This is a genomic window from Brenneria izbisi (genome assembly GCF_025840185.1).
Classification (GTDB): domain Bacteria; phylum Pseudomonadota; class Gammaproteobacteria; order Enterobacterales; family Enterobacteriaceae; genus Brenneria; species Brenneria izbisi.
Window position 1 is genome coordinate 1 of the sequence record NZ_JAMPJU010000027.1, and the last position, 4,936, is coordinate 4,936.

5 protein-coding genes and 4 tRNA genes are annotated in these 4,936 nt (G+C 44.7%); 7 read left to right on the plus strand and 2 right to left on the minus strand.

Annotated features, from left to right (window positions below; translation table 11 throughout):
- The first annotated feature begins 184 nt into the window (after window positions 1–184).
- Together murB and birA are read left to right on the plus strand one after the other, a co-directional pair.
- Window positions 185–1,222 carry a UDP-N-acetylmuramate dehydrogenase gene (gene murB, locus NC856_RS17485; RefSeq protein WP_264091682.1) on the plus strand — a complete coding sequence of 346 codons (1,038 nt, stop codon included), beginning with the start codon at window positions 185–187 and terminating at the stop codon, window positions 1,220–1,222.
- Window positions 1,219–2,178 carry a bifunctional biotin--[acetyl-CoA-carboxylase] ligase/biotin operon repressor BirA gene (gene birA / locus NC856_RS17490; RefSeq protein ID WP_264091683.1) on the plus strand — a complete coding sequence of 320 codons (960 nt, stop codon included), beginning with the start codon at window positions 1,219–1,221 and terminating at the stop codon, window positions 2,176–2,178. Before murB ends, birA begins: the two co-directional genes overlap by 4 nt.
- 38 nt (window positions 2,179–2,216) lie before the next feature.
- Here the strand turns inward: birA and coaA are convergent, their stop codons facing one another.
- Both coaA and NC856_RS17500 read right to left on the minus strand, forming a co-directional pair.
- Window positions 2,217–3,167, minus strand: a complete 951-nt coding sequence (gene coaA, locus NC856_RS17495) for a type I pantothenate kinase (RefSeq protein WP_264091684.1) — start codon at window positions 3,165–3,167, stop codon at window positions 2,217–2,219.
- A 206-nt stretch (window positions 3,168–3,373) separates the two neighbouring features.
- On the minus strand, window positions 3,374–3,922 hold the full coding sequence (locus NC856_RS17500; protein ID WP_264091685.1) for a GNAT family N-acetyltransferase: 549 nt from the start codon (window positions 3,920–3,922) through the stop codon (window positions 3,374–3,376).
- 329 nt (window positions 3,923–4,251) lie between these two features.
- Here NC856_RS17500 and NC856_RS17505 point away from each other — a divergent pair.
- The 5 genes from NC856_RS17505 to NC856_RS17525 form a co-directional block, all read left to right on the plus strand.
- Window positions 4,252–4,327: transfer RNA gene (locus NC856_RS17505), tRNA-Thr, on the plus strand.
- Between the two features lie 15 nt (window positions 4,328–4,342).
- Window positions 4,343–4,427, plus strand: a tRNA-Tyr gene (locus NC856_RS17510).
- A gap of 132 nt (window positions 4,428–4,559) precedes the next feature.
- Window positions 4,560–4,634: transfer RNA gene (locus NC856_RS17515), tRNA-Gly, on the plus strand.
- A 6-nt stretch (window positions 4,635–4,640) separates the two neighbouring features.
- Window positions 4,641–4,716 (plus strand) — tRNA-Thr (locus NC856_RS17520).
- Window positions 4,717–4,823: 107 nt separating this feature from the next.
- Window positions 4,824–4,936 (plus strand): GTP-binding protein (locus NC856_RS17525; RefSeq protein WP_001336758.1); only part of this gene is annotated, 113 nt, incomplete at its 3' end.

The window sequence follows — 4,936 nt, forward strand, 5'->3', positions numbered from 1 at the left end:
GTGAGAGTAGGGAACTGCCAGGCATCAACTAAGTGGAAAGCCCCATGCGACAGCATGGGGCTTTTTGCGTTGTGGCCAGTTGAATCCATTGATATGCGTTTAAATTAGCTGAGTATAAAACAGCGCTGATATTCGACTCTGATCAGGTAGACTATTAATATCTGAGTTAATGAGTATGAATGCGATGACGAATGGTGTCATATCACTAAAATCCTATAATTCCTTTTCATTACCGGTATCTGCGTCATCCATCATAGTGGCTGATACGTCGGAACAGTTAGTTGATGGATGGCAGTCTGCAAATTCATTACGTAAGCCTATCTTGTTGCTAGGTGAAGGGAGTAATGTCCTTTTTCTGGAAGACTTTGCCGGTATAGTTTTGCTTAATCGACTCAAAGGTATTGGGATAACGGAAGATTGTGAGGGTTGGCATCTCCACGTCGGTGCTGGTGAGAATTGGCACTATCTGGTTGAATATACGCTGCAACAAGGTATCGCCGGGCTGGAGAATCTGGCGTTAATTCCTGGCTGCGTGGGATCTGCACCGATCCAGAACATTGGGGCTTATGGCTTAGAGCTTCAGCATTTATGCGAATACGTTGATTTATTAGATCTTTCCAAAGGAACGGTACAGCGTCTTGATGCTGCTGAATGTCAGTTTGCTTATCGCGAAAGCATATTCAAGCATCAATATCGCGATGGGTTTGCTATTACGGCGGTAGGGCTTTATCTGAAGAAAGATTGGAGTCCAATATTAAATTATGGTGATTTGAGCAAACTCGATCCTGCCACCGTAACACCACAACAAATCTTTGATTCCGTATGCCACATGAGATGTAGCAAATTACCCGATCCTACCATTACCGGTAATGCGGGAAGTTTCTTCAAGAATCCTATTGTTACACAGCAGCATGCCGGAGATATTCTAAAAGAATATCCTCATGCACCTCACTACCAACAATCGGAAGGAAAAGTAAAGCTTGCCGCTGGCTGGCTGATTGAACAATGCCATTTAAAGGGATTTCAAATTGGCGGCGCCGCGGTCCACTGCCAGCAGGCTCTGGTGCTGATAAACAAGGACAATGCGATAAGTAAGGATGTTGTTGATTTAGCTCGCCATGTCCGCTATCAGGTTGCCAATAAATTTAATGTCTGGCTTGAACCTGAAGTTCGCTTTATTGCTGCGCATGGAGAGGTAAATGCTGTAGAGGTATTGTCATGAGAGATATTACAGTTCCCCTTAAACTTATTCAGATCCTGTCGAATGGCGAGTTTTATTCAGGGGAGTTTCTGGGAGAGATGATGGGGATGAGTCGGGCTGCGATTAATAAACATATCCAGACGATCCGCGATTGGGGAATTGATGTTTTTACGGTAACCGGAAAAGGATATTGTTTGCCCGCGCCGATGCAATTACTGGATGAGGAAAAGATTCTTGGTGCCTTACCTGATGGCCATGTCACGGTTTTACCTGTCGTTGATTCAACAAATCAATATATTTTAGACAGGTTAGATTCTTTGTCCTCGGGAGATGCTTGTATTGCTGAATATCAGCAAGCTGGACGTGGCCGGAGGGGGCGACAATGGTTTTCTCCTTTTGGAGCTAATTTATATCTCTCTTTATATTGGCGCCTGGAGCAAGGTCCGGCGGCAGCAGTAGGTGTAAGTCTGGTTATTGGCATGGTGATGGCCGAAGTATTACATAGGCTGGGAGCAGAAGGCGTTCGAGTAAAGTGGCCGAATGACTTGTATTTGAAGGATAGAAAATTAGCGGGAATTCTCGTGGAACTGACGGGAAAAACCGGGGACGCAGCCCATCTGGTTATTGGTGCGGGTATTAATCTACGAATGCGCGAACCTGTAGAAAACGTGATTAATCAAGGGTGGATCAATTTACAGGAAGCCGGAATTACAATCGATCGTAATACATTGGCTGTAAGTTTGATTTCAGAACTACGAAAGGCACTGGCTACTTTTGAGCAGTATGGGCTGGAGTCTTTTATCTCCAGGTGGGAGAAGCTGGATAATTATTTCAACCGTCCCGTCAAATTGATTATCGGCAATCGAGAAATATATGGCATTGACAAAGGGATTGATCGACAAGGTGCGCTGCTTTTGGAAAATAATGGTGAATTAACATCTTATATCGGCGGCGAAATTTCATTGCGTGGCGTTTAAAAAAGGGGATGGCTCATCCCCTGTTCAATTTCTGATATTTATTTTCTTAATCGTACATATTCTACCGCATGATTAGCGCTTTTTGTCATAATAAGACTAGCTCTTTCACGTGTAGGTAGAATATTCTCTTTCAGGTTAAGTCCATTAATATCTTGCCAAAGTTGTGAGGCAATATCCGTCGCTTCCTGTTCTGTCAATTTTGCATAATTATGGAAATAGGAGTTTGGATTTGAGAATGCCCCCTGTCTGAATTTCAGGAAACGGTTGATATACCATGTTTTTAACAGTTCTTCCGGCGCATCGACGTAAATTGAGAAATCCACAAAGTCGGAAACAAAAACTCTATGTGGGTCATGTGGATAGTCCATTCCACTTTGCAGGACGTTCAAACCTTCCAGAATTAAGATATCAGGTTGCTCCAGAACTTTATTGTTATCAGGCACGATATCGTAGGTTAGGTGTGAATAGGTTGGAGCAATAACCTTTGGGGCGCCGGACTTAATATCAGAAACGAATTTGACGAGGCTCTGCATATCGTAAGACTGCGGGAATCCTTTTTTCTTCATCAAGTTACGATCTTTTAAAACTTTATTTGGATGAAGAAAACCATCGGTCGTAATCAGTTCAACACTACGATGCTCCGGCCAGCGACTGAGTAATGCCTGCAAGACACGCGCAGTGGTGCTTTTCCCAACCGCGACGCTGCCTGCAATACCGATAATGTAAGGGATTTTTTGGCCGTCAGTACCCAAAAATTGCTCAAGAACCGCCTGACGGCGCAGGTTGGAACTGATGTAGAAATTAAGCAGTCGCGACAGAGGCAGATAAATTTCGGCGACTTCGTCCAATGACAGATCTTCATTAATCCCTTTGAGCTTAACTATCTCTTCTTCCGTTAAGGTCAAAGGGACTGAATTACGTAACGCTGCCCATTGAAGACGAGTGAATTGTAGATACGGCGTAGCCAAAAATTGGTCTCTATCTCTCATAAGTCTGATTCTGCCTGCTTATACAGGTAAGAAAAGGGACTTCAGCCAACCCAGGTTATCGTTAGCGAAACTCAGGTCGTAGAACCTTTTCTTTGTATAGTAAATTCCGATTACAGGCAGGTTACCACTTTGCTAGTGGAAAAAAGAAGAGAAAATCGGCTCGATACTCACCCGTTACCCCTTTTACGAGGGCATAGAGGTCAATATCAGCTAGCTATGGCTCGCCCAACATGATTCACCGCGAAGAGTCGTTTGTAATAGATGGCGGTGGGGTGATAATAGCCATCGGGCGTGCAGGCGTAATCCGGCAATTCTCCCAGATAGCGATATCCGAGTGTCCGATAAAACATTTCCGCTGGCGAACCTGCTTGGGTGTCCAGATAAAGCAAGCCTCGTTGTTGCTGTAGGGCGGTTTTTTCCAGTACTTGCATCAATTTTCTACCCACCCCCATTCTGCGAGCATGGCTATGTACCAGTAATTTTTGAATTTCTGCCCGATTTTGCCCATTTGATTTTTGGCATAATTCCAATTGTATGCTGCCGACCACGCCTTCAAAATCGCGCGCTATCCATAACATGCGCTCACCTTTCGCGATAGAGGGTCGTAAACTATGAAAGTAGCTCTCAGCTTCTTCATGTGATACTTGCGACTGATATCCAATAGATGCGCCTTTAGCAACAGCATCAACCAGTAAATCGGCAAGTTCTCCACGATAAACGGGTAACGTAGCGACATTGAGTGATACGATTTTCATAGGACACCTCCTGAACGATGGATAGACCCTTAAAGTAAAGCAATATTCATTCCAGGTTTTTTGGCGCATTGATCGTATGAAATGTATTCCGCTAGTTCACAAGATGCTTTTTCAACGTGCAAGACTTGCATTTTTGGTGCAGGAAACAAGGACGAAATGTGACGATGTGTGTCTTGGGATGGTGTGAAATTTGACGGTTCTTTGCGCGAATCCTTGATGGTATTGTGAATTCATGTTCAAATTTGGATAAAATCTAGGCGATAGCGCATTTTACGCAATTTTTTTGTTGCATAGGTCGTTCGGTCTACCTAGAATGCGCAGCACTTGATGCCGGCTTAGCTCAGTAGGTAGAGCAACTGACTTGTAATCAGTAGGTCGCCAGTTCGATTCCGGCAGCCGGCACCATCAAGTACACAATCAGGTGGGGTTCCCGAGCGGCCAAAGGGAGCAGACTGTAAATCTGCCGTCACAGACTTCGAAGGTTCGAATCCTTCCCCCACCACCAAATTCAATCCTGGCGACAGGATAAAATCGATGCGGTATGCAGCATGAGGCCGGATCGAAGAATGCGGGGCGTATAAGTCTTAATCCCCATGTTCAAAATCTACAGAGAAATCAGGTAGCCGAGTTCCAGGATGCGGGCATCGTATAATGGCTATTACCTCAGCCTTCCAAGCTGATGATGTGGGTTCGATTCCCACTGCCCGCTCCAAGATGTGCTGATATAGCTCAGTTGGTAGAGCGCACCCTTGGTAAGGGTGAGGTCGGCAGTTCGAATCTGCCTATCAGCACCACTTCTTTTTATTCCTCCTGATTTTCTTTCTGTTAAAAAATTCAGCAAGCAATTGCTTGGTTGATGTGGTGATACCACCGATTTATCCGTGTCTTAGAGGGACAATCGATGTCTAAAGAAAAATTTGAACGTACAAAACCGCACGTTAACGTCGGTACTATCGGCCACGTTGACCATGGTAAAACAACGCTGACCGCTGCTATCACTACCGTTCTGGCTAA

Excerpts from the sequence above, each read along its gene's own strand:
- birA (WP_264091683.1), top strand. The coding sequence starts at position 1,219 with ATGAGAGATATTACAGTTCCCCTTAAACTTATTCAGATCCTGTCGAAT.
- murB (WP_264091682.1), top strand. The coding sequence starts at position 185 with ATGACGAATGGTGTCATATCACTAAAATCCTATAATTCCTTTTCATTA.
- NC856_RS17500 (WP_264091685.1), bottom strand. The coding sequence starts at position 3,922 with ATGAAAATCGTATCACTCAATGTCGCTACGTTACCCGTTTATCGTGGA.
- coaA (WP_264091684.1), bottom strand. The coding sequence starts at position 3,167 with ATGAGAGATAGAGACCAATTTTTGGCTACGCCGTATCTACAATTCACT.